Source organism: Allobosea sp. TWI1241 (assembly GCF_039673065.1).
In the GTDB taxonomy this organism is placed as follows: domain Bacteria; phylum Pseudomonadota; class Alphaproteobacteria; order Rhizobiales; family Beijerinckiaceae; genus Allobosea.
In genome coordinates this window covers 317,963-332,030 of record NZ_JBDJKW010000003.1, presented here as the reverse complement: position 1 = coordinate 332,030, position 14,068 = coordinate 317,963, and the positions used below count along the sequence as shown (strand labels likewise).

Sequence of the window (14,068 nt, the reverse complement as noted above, 5' to 3'; positions counted from 1 at the left end):
GGGCTCAGCCTTCGGCCGGCTCCGCCGTCTCGGCCGGGCCCTGGCAGACATCGACCCATTCCGCGCCGGTCAGCGCCACGATGCGCTCGGGCGAGAGCCGCACCATGCTGCTCGTCGAGCCGGCGGCCGGCAGCACCTCGTCGAAGGCCTTCAGCGAGACGTCGCAATAGACCTGCAGCGGCTGCGCCAGGCCGAACGGGCAGACGCCGCCGACCGGGTGGCCGGTGATCTCGGCCACCTCCTCGGCGGCGAGCATGCGCGGCTTCACCCCGAAGGCGGCCTTGGTCTTGCGGTTGTCGAGGCGGGCGTCGCCGCGCGCGACCAGCAACACGACGCGCTCGCCGAGCCGCAGCGACAGGGTCTTTGCGATACGGGCGGGCTCGACGCCGAAGGCCTCGGCGGCGAGCTGCACGGTCGCCGAGCTGCCCGGCGTCTCCATCACCGCGATGTCGGGCGCATGCTCCGCGAAAAAGGCGCGGACGGATTCGATGCTCATGCCGGCTATCGCCCCGCGCGCCAGATCAGCAGGCCGGCGGCGAGAGCCGGCACGCCGAAGACCACGAGGAAGAACGGCACTTCCTGCAGCACCGTGTAGCCGGCGCGCGAGACGCCGACCCAGAGATTGCCGAGCGCGATCAGCAGCCAGAGCGGCAGGAACAGCCTGGCGGCGAAGGCGACCGGCTGCACGCCGCCGAGGCCGAGGCGCGGCAGCAGGAGAACCATGGCGCCGAGCAGGACGAGCCCGGCGGCGACGACCTTGATCGTATGCATCGGCGACAGTTCCTCCGTTTCGGGTCAGTGCCGGAAGTGGCGGTGCCCCGTGAAGACCATGGCGAGGCCGGCCTCGTCGGCGGCCTTGATCACCTCGTCGTCGCGCATCGAGCCGCCGGGCTGGATCACCGCGGTGGCGCCGGCTTCCGCCGCGGCGAGCAGGCCGTCGGCGAAGGGGAAGAAGGCGTCGGAGGCGACGACGGCACCCTTGGCGAGGCTCTCGGCCGCACCAGCGGCCTTGGCCGCCTCGCCCGCCTTCCAGGCGGCGATGCGCGAGGAATCGACACGGCTCATCTGTCCAGCGCCGACGCCGACCGTGGCGAGATTCTTCGCATAGACGATGGCGTTCGACTTGACGTGCTTGGCGACGCGGAAGGCGAAGCGCAGATCGGCAAGTTCGGCCTCGCTCGGCTGGCGCTTGGTGACGACCTTGAGTTCCATGTCGTCGACCACCGCATTGTCGCGGGCCTGGGCGAGGAAGCCGCCGGCGACGGTGCGCAGCGAGAGACCGGAGGCGCGCACGTCCGGCAGGCCGCCGGTCAGCAGCAGGCGCAGGTTCTTCTTGGCGGCGATGATGGCGATCGCGTCTTCGTCGGCGTCGGGGGCGATGATCACCTCGGTGAAGATCTCGACGATCTTCCTGGCGGCCTGCGCGTCGAGCGTACGGTTCAGCGCGACGATGCCGCCGAAGGCCGAGACCGGATCGCAGGCGAGCGCACGCTCATAGGCCTCCAGCAGCGAGGCCCCTTCGGCGACGCCGCAGGGATTGGCGTGCTTGATGATGACGCAGGCGGCGGTGCGGGCCGGGTCGAACTCGGCGACGCATTCGAAGGCGGCGTCCGTGTCGTTGATGTTGTTGTAGGAGAGCTGCTTGCCCTGGACCTGCCGGGCGGTGGCGACGCCGGGGCGGCTCTCGGGCGTGCGGTAGAAGGCGGCCCATTGATGCGGGTTCTCGCCATAGCGCAGGCTTTCGGCAAGTCCGCCGCCGAGCGCGCGGAAGGCCGGCGCGGTGTCGCCGAGTTCGCCGGCGAACCAGTTGGAGATCGCGGCGTCATAGGCGCCGGTGCGGGCATAGGCCTTCTGGGCGAGCTTGCGGCGCAGCGTCAGCGTGGTGGCGCCCTCATGCGCGGCGAGATCGGCGAGCACCGCCTCGTAATCGCCCGGCTCGACCACTACGGCGACGTCGTGATGGTTCTTGGCGGCGGCGCGGATCATCGCCGGCCCGCCGATGTCGATGTTCTCGATGCAGTCGTCATAGGCCTTGCCGGCGGCGACGGTGGCCTCGAACGGGTAGAGGTTCACCACCAGCAGGTCGATCGGCTTGATGCCATGGCCGAGCATCGAGGCCTGGTGCTCGGGATGCGAGCGGATGGCGAGCAGGCCGCCATGGACCTTCGGATGCAGAGTCTTGACCCGGCCGTCCATCATCTCGGGGAAGCCGGTGAGGTCGGAGACGTCGGTGACCGGCAGGCCGGCCTCGGCGATCGCCTTAGCGGTGCCGCCGGTCGAGACCAGCGCGATGCCGCGCGCAGAGAGCGCCCGGGCGAAGTCGATCAGGCCGGTCTTGTCGGAGACGGAAAGCAGCGCGCGTTCGACGCGGCGGAGTGCGTTCGGCATGGTGCGAAGGTCCAGACGGGGCGCGAAGGCGCGTGAAATGGGCTCGCCGCGCCCTATCACGCCGAGGCCCGGCTGGAAAGCGCGGGTCGGCCGGCGCGGGCCGGCCATGCGTCAGCGGCCATGCGTCAGGGGCGACGCATCAGGGCGACGGCGCCGGATCGGCCGGGGGCAGGTCCTCGGGCGGGTTGGCAGCCGGCGCGGGCGTCTCTTCGGCAAGGGCCGCGGCGCGGCGGCCGGCGGCGCCGAGGCGGGCGAAGCGCCAGGACAGGGTCGGCGTCGCGGCGGCGTCGAAGCTCACCACCAGCTGGCTGCTGCGGCGCCGCCCGTCCGTGGCGGCGAAGAAGACGCTCTCCTCCAGCGCGACGCGGTGGCCGGCGGCCTCGAAGGCCCAGACCTCGCCGGAGGGCAGGGCGAGCAGGGCGCCCTCGCCCTCGCGGATCAGGCTCGCCTTGACGGCGGGATGCAGGTGGAAGCGTGCGGCGGCCGGCAAAGGCGCGGCCGGCGGGCCGCCGGCGGGCTGCGCCGCGATCTCGTCCTCGCCGACCAGTTCGGCCCCGCCGCTGCGCAGGCGCAGGCGCCGCGTATGCGCCACGCCGAAGGCGCGGCGATAGCCGTCATGGCTCGCCATCCAGTCGATGCCGTCCGGCCCGTCCTGCCGGGCGACGCGCACATCGCTCGGGCCGGCGGTGATGCGCCGCTCGCCGAGCACGAGGCCGAAGACGCAGCTCGAGCGGTCGTCGATCACCACGGTCGAATGGGCGGCGGTGGTGCGCGCCGCCAGCCTCTGCGCCGGCGCGCCGTGGCGGCTGGCGCCGCAGTTCACCACGATGCGGCTGCTGCCGCTCGACAGTTCGAAGCTGAGGCAGCCGGCATGCGCCTCGATCGAGGCCGCGCCGGAAGGCGGCTTGCCGGCGTCGATCACCACCGTGGTCGGCCCCGCCGAGAGCCGGTCGTAGCCGGCATAGGCGGCGTGCTCGATCGGCCGCGCGCGGGCGTCGTCATAGGCGGCGAGCGTCGCCATCAGGTCGGGCGGGGTCGGCCCCATGCCGTTGAACAGGGCGAGCGCGCCGTCGCCGTGCCGGAACAGGCGCAGATGCGGCATCATCCGGTCGATCGCCATGATGATGCCGCGCGGCGGCTCGAGCCCGCGCGCCGAGAAGGTCTCGCGCAGCGGCAGCAGGTCGAGCAGCAGGTCGATGATCACGCCGGGATTGCGGCTGAGATGGCCGCCATCGGGCTGGATCTGGCGCTCCAGCTCGTCGGCGAGCGCGGCTTCGATGCGGCGCAGGCGGCGATCCTGGCCTTCGAGGCAGATCGCGGCGAAGGTCAGCGCGACGAGGCCCTGCAGCCGGTCGAGCCCCTCGACGGCGCCGGCGAGCGCCAGCTGCAGGCGCTCCGCCGTCTGCGTCACATGGCGGATGAAGCGGCCGTAGAACAGGTGGTCGGCGCCTTCGAGCAGCAGCGGCGAATGCGACAGGAAAGACATCAGCCGGCGCGCCATGATGCGCGGGCGCCGCGCGACCGGCTCGCGGTCGTGGCGCTGGCCGAGGAACTCGTCGACCAGGGCGCGGGCATTGGCGCGGGCGATGGCGGTGTCGGCGGCGCGCAGATGGCGCAGCCAGCCGAAGCCGTGCAGCGCCTCGGCCCAGGCCTCGCTCGGCGGCACGATGGCGAAGGGCGATTCGCCATGGCCGTTCACCGTGCGGCCGGCCAGGGCGAAGTAGCCGGCATAGATGTCGGCGGCGACCGTGGGGTCGGCGGTGCGCAGGTCGTGCGGTGCGAAGAGCAGGCGGCTGGCGCGGATGCGCCCGAACGGCCAGGCCAGCCGGCGGGCGCCGGCGAGGTGTCCGCGGGTACGACGCATCGCCCGGCCGATCGCCGCGCGCGCTATGTCTCCACGCTCAGACCAGCCGTTCAATCGTTCGTCCGCCATGCCGCGTCGCCTCCGGGTCGGAGGCGAGTCCGCAGCGACTCATAGCCTGATCAGCCGGGTTGCGTAAAATCCCGCCCATCCCGAGAGCCGCGCGGTGTCCCCAGGGATCTGCTGCGGCAAGGTGCGCAGATCGCCCTCCGGCGTCAGTGCCTCTGCGATGCCGCCGACCTCCTCGGGCGTGATCGGATCGCGCCGGAGATCGCTGCGGCGGGCCAGCAGCGCCGCGATCTGCCGCTCGCCCTCGGCGGGTTCGAGCGAGCAGGTGCAGTAGACGAGCCGGCCGCCGGGGCGGGTCAACTCGGCGGCATGGTCGAGCAGGCGGGCCTGCAGGGCGGCGAGCCTGATGACGTCCTCGGGCGCCTTGGTCCAGGCGACGTCGGGGTGGCGCCGGATCGTGCCCGTGGCGCTGCAGGGCGCGTCGAGCAGCACCGCGTCGAAGGGTTCGGCCGCATAGGTCGCGGCGTCGGCGGTGACGACGGTGGCGGATAGCCCGAGGCGCTGGAGATTGGCCTCCAGCCGGCGCAGGCGCGGAGCGGAGCGATCGAGCGCGGTGACGTCGGCGCCGGCGGCGGCGAGCTGGGCGGTCTTGCCGCCGGGCGCGGCGCAGAGATCGGCGACGCGGTCGCCGGGCTTCGCCCTGAGCAGGCGGGCGGGGATCGCGGCGGCGGCGTCCTGCACCCACCAGGCGCCGTCCTCGAAGCCGGCGAGGTTTGCGACGCCGCCGCGGCCGTGCAGGCGCACCGAACCGGTCGGCAGCACGCTGCCTTCCAGACGCTGCGCCCAGCCGGCGGCGTCGTCCTTCACCGTCAGGTCGAGCGGCGGCTCCTGGGCGTGGGCGCGGGCGATGGCGCGCGCCGTCTCCTCGCCATAGCTCTCGACCCAGCTGGTGCGCAGCCAGCCGGGGATGTCGTCGAAATCCTCGCCGCCGGCGAGGATCGCCTCGCGCTCGCGGGCGATGCGGCGCAGCAGGGCGTTCGCCAGCGAGACATAGCGCGCCGAGCGCAGATCCTCGTGGAGATGGCGGATGCAGAGATCGACCGCCGCATGGTCGGGCACGTCGAGATAGAGCAGCTGCGCGATGGCCGCGATCACGATCGGCTCGAACGGGCCGGAGCGCTTGGGCGTGCCGCGTTCCAGGCGCGCCGCCATGGCCTTGCGGATGCTGCCGAGGCGACGGAAGGCGACGGTCGCGATGGCGCGGGCGAGCGCGGCGTCCTCCGGCGGCAGGCCGGCGGCGCGCGCCTGCCGCTCGAAGGTCTCGTCGAGGGCGACGCCCGCCCGGAGCACCTCGTCCACCAGCGCGGCGGCGAGCCGGCGGGCCGGAAGGCCCGGCGCGTCGGCGCCGGCGCCCGCGATCGCATCCTGCTCGGTCATGCTCAGCCCCAGGGGCCGGAGCGGCGACCGGCGCCGAACGGGTTGGCGGCGGCGCCGCGGCTGAAGCTCGCCCCGGCGGCGCCCATGGCGCGCGCCTGCTCCATCAGCGCCGCGATGCGGTTGCCGGTGTCGGGGTGAGTCGAGAACAGGGAATCCATGCCGCGGCCGCTCAGGGGGTTGATGATGAACATGTGCGCCGTAGCAGGCTTCGCCTCCGCCGTCTCGTTCGGAATATGCGCGACGCCGCCGGCGATCTTGGCGAGCGCGTCGGCCAGCGCCGCCGGATTGCCACAGATCTCGCCGCCGAGCCGGTCGGCCTCGTATTCGCGCGAGCGCGAGATCGCCATCTGGATGATCGTCGCCGCCAGCGGCGCCAGGATCATCACCAGGATCTGCACGATCGGGTTGGGGCGGTTGCCGTTATGGCCGCCGCCGAACAGCATGCCGAAGCTGCCGATCGTCGAGATCGCGCCCGCCATGGTGGCGGTGATCGTCATGGTCAGCGTGTCGTGGTTCCTGATGTGGGCGAGCTCGTGCGCCATCACGCCCGCCAGCTCGTCATAGCTCAGCGTGCGCAGGATGCCGGTCGTCGCCGCCACGGCCGCGTTCTGCGGGTTGCGGCCGGTGGCGAAGGCGTTGGGCTGGTCCTCGTCGATGATGTAGACGCGCGGCATCGGCAGGCCCGCGCGCTGGGCGAGCGTGCGCACCATGCCGTAGAGCTCGGGCGCGCTGCGCTCGTCGACCTCATGGGCGTTGTGGGCGGCGAGCGCCAGCCTGTCGGAATTCCAGTAGCTGAACAGGTTGGTGGCCACCGCGATGGCGAGCGCGATCGCCATGCCGCTGGCGCCGGCGAGCAGATAGCCGACCACGCCGAACAGGGCGGTCAGCGCCGCCATCAGCATGCCGGTCTTGATGTAGTTCATCGAGCACCTCTCGTCGCGTGACGGGCGCGGCGGGAAAATCCTCGCCGGATGCCGTTTGCGCTCCTATGTGGTGAGGGCGGGGCCGGTCCCGCAAGACGAGATGCGAGCAGGAGGTGGCGCGATGGGCGGCGACGAGATGCCGAAGGACGCGGCGAGCGACGGGGACGCCCCCGCCAAGACGCTGCCGCCGGCCGCGAAGCGGGCGCTTGCGGAGGCCGAGGCGAGGCGCGCCGCGATCGACGCACGCGCCGCCGAGATCACCGGAGCCCGCGAGATCGACGGTCGCGGCGGGCTCGAGCCCGTGCGCTATGACGATTGGGAGGTGAAGGGCATCGCCAGCGATTTCTGACGATGCCCTCGCATGCCGACTGCTAGGCCGCGCGGATCCGCGCGGCGGCGGGCGCTGCCGCCTGCTCCTCCGGCCCGGTGCGGAAGGCGCCGACCAGCCGGTTGAGCCGCTCGATCTGGTCGAGCAGGGCCCGGGCCGAGGCCGCGCTCTCCTCGGCCAGCGCCGCATTGCTCTGGGTCATCTCGTCCATATGGCTGACGGTGCGGGCCATCTCGTCGATGCCGTTGGCCTGCTCGCCCGAGGCGGCCGCGATCTCGTTGACCGTGGCGGAGACCTGGGTGGTGGCGGTGACGATCTTCTCCAGCGTCTCGCCGGCCTGACGGACCAGGCGCACGCCCTCGACCACCTCGGTGTCGGACGAGCCGATCAGCGTGGTGATGTCCTTCGCCGCCTCGGCCGAGCGCTGCGCCAGCGCGCGGACCTCTGCGGCGACCACCGCGAAGCCGCGGCCCGCCTCGCCGGCACGGGCCGCCTCGACGGCGGCGTTGAGCGCCAGCAGGTTGGTCTGGAAGGCGATGCCGTCGATCACGCCGGTGATCTCGGAGATCTTCTTCGAGGCCCCCTCGATGCGCGCCATCGCCTCGATCGCCTCGCGGACGATCTCGCCGCCGGTCTGCGCCACCTTGGAGGCGTTGTCCGCCAGCGTCGCCGACTGCACCGAGGACTGGGAGGAGGTCTTGACCGAGGCGGTCAGCTGCTCCGTCGTCGCCGCGGTCTGCTGCAACGCCGCAGCCTGCTGCTCGGTGCGGGCCGAGAGATCGTCGGCGCCGCTGTTGATCTCCAGCGCCGAGGTCGAGATCGCGGCCGAGCCGCTCTTGATGGTGCCGACCATCTGCGAGAGCCGGTCCATCGCCTGGTTGAAATGGTCGCGCAGCACCGCGTATTCGGGCGGCATGTCATCGGTCATGCGATAGGTCAGGTCGCCACGCGACAGTGCCGCCATGCCCGTGCCGACCTGGGCGATGGCCTTGTCGCGCTCGGCGGTCTTGGCTTCCTCGGCGGCGCGCGCATCGGCTTCCAGAGCCAGGCGGGCGCGCTCGGAGGCCTGGAAATACACCGAGATGGCGTAGTCCATGTCGAGCAGCGCGGCCTTGACCACGGCGGCGATCTCGGCGGAGCGCTCTTCGGCGCCGGGCAGCTTGCCGCCGAAGCGGCCCTTCGGCCAGCGCGCCTCCAGGATCGAGCCGAGCAGCGAGCCGAGCAGCATGGCATAGCCGCCGATATACCAGCGCGGCTCGAGGCCGATGCGGGCATGGACCTCGCCGACGGCGGTGACCGCCGCGACATAGTCCTCGTCGAACTGGCCGCGGGCGATGCGATGCCAGTGCGAGATCTGCCGGCCCTTGGCGCTCTCCATCCGCCCGGCGGTGCTGAAGAACCCCTTGGTCTCGGGGAAGCTCATGATCTGCGTGTAGAACGTGTCGAGCGCACCCGGAAGCGCGTCCACGATCGTGGTTTCGAGTCCGGCGATGAGGGCGCGTTCCCTGTCACCGAGCTTCATGAAGGCCAGCCGACGTCCAAGACCATCCTCTGATGACATGGGACTTTTCCCGTTACGAGTAGCGCGGCACTAGAAGCCACGAGCCTGATCATGAGCCGGCCATAGTTAATTTTGCGAGAATCCCCAGACGGGGTTTGTGAAAATGCAGCGCACAACGGGCGCGGCCTGCTCATTGCGGTGCGGCGTACTTGCCGCGGACTTGCAATGGACGGCGGCGGCGGCCACACAGGCGGGACCTGCAAGCTGACGAACGGACGCCGATGAGTGCGGATGCCAGACGGGTCGAGGCGCTGCGGCGCCTGCTGGGCGAGGCGCATGCCAAGCTCGGGCTGAAGCTCGGCTTCGCGCTCTGGGACGGCACGCGCGTCCCGGCCGACTGGCCGGCGGACGGGCTGATGATCGCCATCCGCGATTCCGGCGTGGTCGCGGCACTGCTGCGCCGGCCGAGGCTCGACACGCTGCTGCACCTGCACGTCGCCGACCGCATCGCCATCGAGAACGGCTCGGTCTTCGACCTCGCCGCGGCGCGGCCGGACGGCAAGGTCGGCCGGCTGGCGCGCGGCATCCCCAAGGGCGCGGTGTTCGAGGTGGTGCGCCGCTTCCTGTTCGCGCCGGGGACGGCGCCGCGGGCGGTCGACCACATCGCCGGCGACGAGATCGCCCGCGACGGGCGGCCCGAGACCAACAAGGCGAACATCGCCCATCACTACGACGTCTCCAACGCCTTCTACCGCCTCTTCCTCGACGAGCGCATGGTCTATACCTGCGCCTACTTCACCGAGGACCATGACGATCTCGCGCGGGCGCAGACCGATAAGCTCGAGATGATCTGCCGTAAGCTGCGGCTCAAGCCGGGCGACCGGCTGCTCGACATCGGCTGCGGCTGGGGCGCGCTGGTCTGCTATGCCGCGCAGCATTACGGCGTCGAGGCGCATGGGGTGACCCTGGCTGAGGAGCAATTGGCGCTTGCCCGCGAACGCGTCGCGGCGCTCGGCCTGCAGGACAGGGTGACGCTCCATCTCAAGGACTTCACCCAGATGGAGGGGAGCTTCGACAAGATCTCCTCGATCGGCATGTTCGAGCATGTCGGCATCCGCAATCACCCGACCTATTTCCAGGCGGTGAACCGGCTGCTCAAGCCGCGCGGGCTCTATCTGCACCATACTATCTCGCGCCGCGCCAAGAAGACCGAGAAGGCCTTCAACCGGATGCCACCGGAATACCGGGCGCTGGTGCGCTACATCTTTCCGGGAGGAGAGCTCGACCATCTCGGCATGTCGATCGCCAATCTCGAACGCTACGGCTTCGAGGTGCACGATGTCGAGGGCTGGCGCGAGCACTACCAGCGCACGACGCGGCTGTGGTGGGAGCGGCTGAACGCGCGCCGGGCCGAGGCGGAGGCCGAGATCGGGCCGGAGCGGACGCGGATGTGGCTGCTCTATCTCGCCGGCTGCTCGCTCGCCTTCGAGCGCGGCGGGGCGCTGGTCAACCAGACGCTGGTCTCGAAGCGCCGCAAGGGCGCGTCCGGCCTGCCGCTGACGCGCGCCGATCTCTACCGCTGAGGCTGACGGCTCAGAAGAAGCCGATGGCGGCGCCGAAGGCCAGGCCCGAGGCGAAGACGATCGCCGAGGAGAGCGCCGCTTCCGCGACGGTGAAGATCGTGCGCGCGTGGCCGGCGACGGCGGAACGGGTCGGGGCGAACATCTCACTCTCCATCGGGATCGTCGATGTCGCGGTCTTGTCGGCATGAGAGCCGGTTTCGCCGCCGGCACCGGCCGGCGGCGTCGGGCGCGATGCTCAGGCCTTCACGAAGGCGTCGAGCTTTCCGTAATGCTCGGCCAGCAGATAGTAGAAGGTCAGGCGCGACTTGGTCTTGTCGGCCTTCATGTGCTCGCACACCGCCTTGATGCTGGCGTCGAGATCACCGCCGCCGAGACCGAGCTTCTTCTTGAGGAAGTTCTCGCGCACCCGCTCGAGCTCGGCCGGATCGGTGCAGGCGACATAGCGGGTGTCCGGCTTGCTCATGACGAGCGCATAGGCCTTGGTCATGCCGGCGAAGGCAGCTTCGTTGACGGGCTTCCTGGCGAACTTCTTGACGTCGGCGAGATGATCCATGGCTATCCCCTCTTTGAGACCTTTGGGTTCGTGGGTGGCAGGACAGATGTCGCACGCCGCCGACGATATCCGGCTTCGGGAGAGCAGGCGAGGGGAGAAGGCCAAATTCGCTGGCGGGCCGGCACTGGTCTTTCGTCAGGGCCGGATCGACGGGTTCAGGGCAGGACGACCACCGGCGTGCCCATGCGCACCCGGGCATAGAGGTCGATCACGTCGTGGTTGTACATGCGGAAGCAGCCATAGGAGGCGGCCGTTCCGACCGAGCGCGGATTGTTGGTGCCGTGGATGGCGTATTCGCCGCCCGGCCCGAGGCCGATGACGCGGGCGCCCATCGGGTTGTTGGGGGCGCCGCTCGGGATGTAGTCGGGGATGCGGGGATTGTCGCGCTTCACCGAGGCCGGCGGGCTCCAGGCCGGCTCGACCGCGAGCTCCTCGACATATTTCACGCCGCGCCAGCTCTTGCCGGCCTTGCCGACCGCCACGGTATAGCGCAGCGCCTGGCCCGGGGCCGCGATGAAATAGAGCTTCCGCTCGGCGGTGCGGATCACGATGGTGCCGGGATGGTAGCGATGGTCCGGGAAGGCGACCAGCTCGCGCGCCTGGCCGGGCCGGGCGATCAGCAGCAGCATGAGCAAGGCCAGGCCTGCGGCGAGGACGAGATCGATCGGGCTTGAGCGGCGCGCCATGATGGGACCTCCCGCGCGGAACCGCCCGCGCGGCGCCATCAGGCGACGGTGCCGGTGAATCGCCGGTTCAGCAGCATGGTGAACCGCGGATTCAGCATGAACGAAGGGTTGCCGCCGGCGCCGATCCGCGGCGACGGGCTCAGGCGGCCTCGACCACCAGGGTCGCGCCCTCGACGCGCACGACGCGGATCTGCGCGCCGGCCAGCAGATCCGGCCCGATGATCCGCCAGGAGGAATCGTCGATGCGCAGGCGGCCCTCGCCGCCGATCATCGACTGCTCCAGCCGGAAGACCCGCCCGACCAGGTTGCGCCCGCGGGCGTTGAGGCCGCGCGCGGCGTCCGGCTCGTCCTCCTTGCGCCGGGTGATCAGCCGGCCGGCCACGACGGAGGCGATGCTGAGGGCGGCGAAGACCAGCCAGGCCCCTTGCCAAGACAGGGCGGTGAGGCCGACGACGAGGCCGGTGAGCAGCGCCGCCAGCCCGAGCCAGAGCAGGAAGATGCCGGGTGCCAGCATCTCGGCGCCGATCAGCACGAGGCCGAGGACGACCCAGGCCCAGCCGCCGAGACTGGCGAAGCCGTCGAGCACGCTCAGGCCCCCGTCTTCGGAACCGAGCCGGTGCGGCCGGCATTGGCGGCGCCGTCGGGCCCGAAAACCGCGCGGGTGAGCTGGGCGATGCCGCCGACGGAGCCGGCCAGCGCCGCGGCCTCGATCGGCACGATCACCACCTTGCTGTTGTTGGCGCCGGCGATCGATTTCAGCGCGTCGGTATAGCGCTCGGCGATCAGGAAGTTGGCGCCCTGGATGTCGCCCTTGCTGATCGCCTCGCTGACCATGGCGGTGGCGGCGGCCTCGGCCTGGGCGAGGCGTTCGCGGGCCTCGGCATCGCGCAGCGCGGCTTCCTTGCGGCCCTCGGCGGCGAGGATCTGCGCCTGCTTCTGGCCCTCGGCCTTGAGGATCTCGGCCTGGCGCAGCCCCTCGGCCTCGAGGATGGCGGCACGACGGTCGCGCTCCGCCTTCATCTGGCGGTTCATCGCGCCGGCGATGTCGTGCGGCGGCTGGATGTCGCGGATCTCGATGCGGGTGACCTTGACGCCCCAGGGCGAGGCGGCTGCGTCCATGACGCGGAGGAGCTTTTCGTTGATCTCGTCGCGATGCGAGAGCAACTCGTCCAGGTCCATCGAGCCGACCACGGTGCGGATATTGGTCATGGTCAGCACGACCAGCGCCTGCGAGAGCGAGGAGACCTCGTAGCTGGCCTTGGCGGCGTCGAGCACCTGGAAGAAGGCGGCGGCGTCGATGGTGACGCCGGCATTGTCCTTGGTGATGGCCTCCTGGCTCGGAATGTCGAGCACCTGCTCCATCACGTTCACCTTGTGCCCGACGCGCTCGATATAGGGCACGATCAGGCCAAGCCCGGCGCCGAGCGTGCGCGAATAGCGGCCGAAGCGCTCGACGGTGTAGTTGTAGCCCTGCGGGATGGTCCGGACGCCGAGCGCGACGGTGAGGATCACCAGTCCGACCAGCACCACGACGACGATGTCGAATCCGAACGGGTTCATCAGCAGGGTCTCCGGTCTGTCGCGGCGGGCCGTCCCGGCGAGGGCGCGCCGGTCTCGCAGGCTATTGTGACGATCTGGACCGCTTTCGCGGGCCGGCCGGGAGCCTTTATGGCGCCTGCCGGCCGGCACGTCACCTGTGCCGTCGCGGCGCCTTGAGAGGCCGGCTCAGGTCAGAGCCAGCCCATCAGCTCGCGGCGCACCACGCTCTCGATCACCCGCACCCCCTCCTCGGAATCGTTGAGGCAGGGCAGATAGGCGAAGTTCTCGCCGCCATGATGCATGAAGATCTCGCGGTTTTCGCCGTCGAGCTCCTCGAGCGTTTCCAGGCAGTCGGCCGAGAAGCCGGGCGCGACGATCGCCATCGACTTGGTGCCGCTCTCGGCCAGCGCCTTCACCGTCTCGTCGGTATAGGGCTTCAGCCATTCCTCGGGGCCGAAGCGCGACTGGAAGGTCAGGCGGAAGCGCTCCGAGGACATGCCGAGCTCGTCCCGCAGCAGCCGCCAGGTCTTGACGCACTGGCAGTAATAGGGGTCGCCCTTGAGCAGGTAGGATTGCGGCATGCCGTGCAGAGAGCACAGGATCACCTCCGGCTCGAAGGCGAGCGTGGCCAGCGAGGCGCGCATCGAATCGGCGATAGCCTTGATGTAGGCCGGATCGTCGTAATAGGGCGGCGCGACGCGCACCGCCGGCTGCCAGCGCATCTCCATCAGCGCGCGGAAGGCCTGGTCGCAGGCGGTCGCCGAGGTCGCGGCGGCGTATTGCGGGTAGAGCGGCACCATCAGGATTCGGTCGCAGCCCTGGTCGAGCAGCGCCTTGAGGCGGCTCTTCACGTCGGGGAAGCCGTAGCGCATCGCCCAGTCGACCACGATCCGATCCTCGCCGGCGGCGGCGAGGCGCTCGGCCAGCTGCTCGGCCTGGGCGCGGGTGATCGTCTTGAGCGGGCCCTCGTCGCGCTCCTTGTTCCAGATGCTGGCGTAGTCCTTGCCCTTGCGGCCCGGGCGGGTGCTCAGGATGATAAGGTTGAGGATCGGCCACCATTTCCAGCGCGGCTCCTCGATGACCCGGCGGTCGGAGAGGAATTCCTTGAGATAGGCGCGCATCGGCCAGTAGCTGGTGCCCTCGGGCGTGCCGAGATTCATCAACAGCACGCCGATCCGGCCGATCCGGATCGGCGGATGGTCGGGCGGAAGGGTCGGGACCACAGCCGCGGTCTTGTCGCTCGTGTCGGGGCTCATCGCT

At 70.8% G+C, this 14,068-nt stretch carries 15 protein-coding genes; 2 read left to right on the top strand and 13 right to left on the bottom strand.

Translation table 11 applies throughout. The annotated features are described in order from the left end of the window. Positions 1 to 4 precede the first annotated feature (4 nt). The 6 genes from ABE438_RS06745 to htpX all read right to left on the bottom strand — a co-directional run bounded on the left by ABE438_RS06745 (position 5) and on the right by htpX (position 6,618). On the bottom strand, positions 5 to 496 hold the full coding sequence (locus ABE438_RS06745) for a YbaK/EbsC family protein (RefSeq protein WP_346501769.1): 492 nt from the start codon (positions 494 to 496) through the stop codon (positions 5 to 7). A gap of 5 nt (positions 497 to 501) precedes the next feature. Then, complete coding sequence (locus tag ABE438_RS06740; RefSeq protein ID WP_346501768.1) at positions 502 to 771, bottom strand: hypothetical protein; 270 nt, start codon at positions 769 to 771, stop codon at positions 502 to 504. A 24-nt stretch (positions 772 to 795) separates the two neighbouring features. Then, positions 796 to 2,388 (bottom strand): bifunctional phosphoribosylaminoimidazolecarboxamide formyltransferase/IMP cyclohydrolase, encoded by a 1,593-nt coding sequence (purH, locus tag ABE438_RS06735; RefSeq protein ID WP_346501767.1) that lies wholly within the window; start codon positions 2,386 to 2,388, stop codon positions 796 to 798. A gap of 139 nt (positions 2,389 to 2,527) precedes the next feature. Further along, positions 2,528 to 4,252, bottom strand: a complete 1,725-nt coding sequence (locus tag ABE438_RS06730) for a heparinase II/III family protein (protein ID WP_346501766.1) — start codon at positions 4,250 to 4,252, stop codon at positions 2,528 to 2,530. Between the two features lie 108 nt (positions 4,253 to 4,360). After that, on the bottom strand, positions 4,361 to 5,695 hold the full coding sequence (locus ABE438_RS06725) for an RsmB/NOP family class I SAM-dependent RNA methyltransferase (protein WP_346501765.1): 1,335 nt from the start codon (positions 5,693 to 5,695) through the stop codon (positions 4,361 to 4,363). A 2-nt stretch (positions 5,696 to 5,697) separates the two neighbouring features. Continuing rightward, the gene (gene htpX, locus ABE438_RS06720; protein ID WP_346501764.1) at positions 5,698 to 6,618 is read right to left on the bottom strand and encodes a zinc metalloprotease HtpX; all 921 of its coding nucleotides are present in this window, start codon (positions 6,616 to 6,618) and stop codon (positions 5,698 to 5,700) included. Between the two features lie 121 nt (positions 6,619 to 6,739). Between htpX and ABE438_RS06715 the strand changes: the two genes are divergently transcribed. After that, the gene (locus ABE438_RS06715) at positions 6,740 to 6,967 is read left to right on the top strand and encodes a DUF1674 domain-containing protein (RefSeq protein WP_346501763.1); all 228 of its coding nucleotides are present in this window, start codon (positions 6,740 to 6,742) and stop codon (positions 6,965 to 6,967) included. 22 nt (positions 6,968 to 6,989) lie between these two features. On the opposite strand, the gene ABE438_RS06710 is transcribed toward ABE438_RS06715, so the two are convergent. Continuing rightward, positions 6,990 to 8,507, bottom strand: coding sequence for a methyl-accepting chemotaxis protein (locus ABE438_RS06710; RefSeq protein WP_346501762.1), 1,518 nt, complete (start codon positions 8,505 to 8,507; stop codon positions 6,990 to 6,992). Between the two features lie 221 nt (positions 8,508 to 8,728). Here ABE438_RS06710 and ABE438_RS06705 point away from each other — a divergent pair, with 221 nt between their 5' ends. Then, positions 8,729 to 10,030 (top strand): class I SAM-dependent methyltransferase, encoded by a 1,302-nt coding sequence (locus ABE438_RS06705; RefSeq protein ID WP_346501761.1) that lies wholly within the window; start codon positions 8,729 to 8,731, stop codon positions 10,028 to 10,030. A gap of 10 nt (positions 10,031 to 10,040) precedes the next feature. Here ABE438_RS06705 and ABE438_RS06700 read toward each other — a convergent pair whose 3' ends face one another. The 6 genes from ABE438_RS06700 to hemH form a co-directional block, all read right to left on the bottom strand. Next, positions 10,041 to 10,172 carry a hypothetical protein gene (locus ABE438_RS06700; protein WP_346501760.1) on the bottom strand — a complete coding sequence of 44 codons (132 nt, stop codon included), beginning with the start codon at positions 10,170 to 10,172 and terminating at the stop codon, positions 10,041 to 10,043. Positions 10,173 to 10,265: 93 nt separating this feature from the next. Further along, positions 10,266 to 10,583: a DUF2853 family protein gene (locus ABE438_RS06695; RefSeq protein WP_346501759.1), complete on the bottom strand. Its 318-nt coding sequence runs from the start codon at positions 10,581 to 10,583 to the stop codon at positions 10,266 to 10,268. Positions 10,584 to 10,738: 155 nt separating this feature from the next. Then, on the bottom strand, positions 10,739 to 11,269 hold the full coding sequence (locus ABE438_RS06690; RefSeq protein WP_465248564.1) for a L,D-transpeptidase: 531 nt from the start codon (positions 11,267 to 11,269) through the stop codon (positions 10,739 to 10,741). Between the two features lie 139 nt (positions 11,270 to 11,408). Then, positions 11,409 to 11,855: an NfeD family protein gene (locus tag ABE438_RS06685; RefSeq protein ID WP_346501758.1), complete on the bottom strand. Its 447-nt coding sequence runs from the start codon at positions 11,853 to 11,855 to the stop codon at positions 11,409 to 11,411. 2 nt (positions 11,856 to 11,857) lie between these two features. Further along, positions 11,858 to 12,829: an SPFH domain-containing protein gene (locus ABE438_RS06680; protein ID WP_346501757.1), complete on the bottom strand. Its 972-nt coding sequence runs from the start codon at positions 12,827 to 12,829 to the stop codon at positions 11,858 to 11,860. Between the two features lie 170 nt (positions 12,830 to 12,999). Then, a complete protein-coding gene (gene hemH / locus ABE438_RS06675) occupies positions 13,000 to 14,064 on the bottom strand; it encodes a ferrochelatase (protein WP_346501756.1) in 1,065 nt (354 codons plus the stop codon). Positions 14,065 to 14,068 lie beyond the last annotated feature (4 nt).